This window comes from Treponema sp. UBA7570 (assembly GCA_002477955.1).
GTDB lineage: Bacteria > Spirochaetota > Spirochaetia > Treponematales > Treponemataceae > Treponema_D.
Map to the genome: position 1 here is coordinate 1 of DLLE01000050.1, position 1,222 is coordinate 1,222.

Here is a 1,222-nt window from a genome sequence, read left to right on the forward strand (position 1 = left end):
ATCGGGCTTGACCCGATAATCCATTGGAAATTTTCAGTAGATTGCCGTGTCAAGCACGGCAATGACAGCCTTGTTAGCATAGGAATAACTGTTTAGCAGTTGTTTTTATTAAAACTCGAAATTAAGGGTAATTAAGAATAACTTTTTGAAGGCAAATCAAAGACAAAAAGTTCAATTTTTTTTTCTAAAAATGTGTAAAAGTTGACTTTTGGCGGAATTTATATATTAGGTTCAATTAGAACTGAAAATTTTGCTGTCATTTTCGGATCTAATTTTACTGTCATTATCGGAACTAATTTTACTGTCATTATCGGGCCTGATTTTAATGTCATTATCGGGCTTGACCCGATAATCCATGCCGATAGATTCCCGCATCAAGTGCGGGAATGACAGAATTATAGTGCGGGATTGACAGAATTATTAGTTCGGGAATGACATTCGTTTAGAGCCCGTCGCTAAAACGGCGTTTTTAGGAGAAAAAAATGTCTTTGAAAAATGAATTGACTCCAGCGGAGAAATGGAACAGTCTTACGCTTGCAAACAATTTTATTTTTTGTAAAGTTCTGGAAGAAAATCCTGATGTTTCTAAAAAAATTCTGGAGATGCTTTTAAACATAAAAATTGATAGAATTGAAAAAAATTGCTCGGAATACTCTCTTAAAACAGATTTTGAGTCTCATGGTGTCCGGTTTGATGTTTATGTAAAGGATGGAACCGGACGTTGCTTTGATATTGAAATTCAGACTTCTAACGTAACAAAGCTTGCAAAGAGGGCAAGATATTATCAGGGGTTGATGGATGTTGACAATATTCAATCCGGCGGAAATTATGAAAGTTTAAAAGAAAGTTATGTGATTTTTTTATGCATGGGCGATGCTTTTGGCTATAATCTTCCGGTTTATACTTTCCGCTACTTTGCGTTAGAAGACAAGAATATAGAGATGAGCGACGGGACTGTCAATGTCTTTTTTAACGCAAGCATGTATGATAAAATGCAGTCAGAGAAGTTGCGTTCATTTTTTAAGTACCTGTGTGGAAAAACGTCAAAGGACAATTTTACAGACAGGCTTTCTGCATTGGTCGAACGTGTAAAAATGAACGCCCAATGGAGGCATAGATATATGACATGGGAACAGGAAATGCGGATACAGGCAGAAGAACGGGCTCAGGAACTTGCACCTGTGATAGCTCAAGAACTTGCAAAAGATATAGCTAAAGATAT

The 1,222-nt window shown here is 36.5% G+C and carries 1 protein-coding gene; it reads left to right on the forward strand.

Features of this window, described 5'->3' with window-relative positions:
* Positions 1–482: 482 nt before the first annotated feature.
* The coding region (locus tag B4N75_RS05755; protein ID WP_296706827.1) for an Rpn family recombination-promoting nuclease/putative transposase at positions 483–1,222 on the forward strand (740 nt) is incomplete at its 3' end.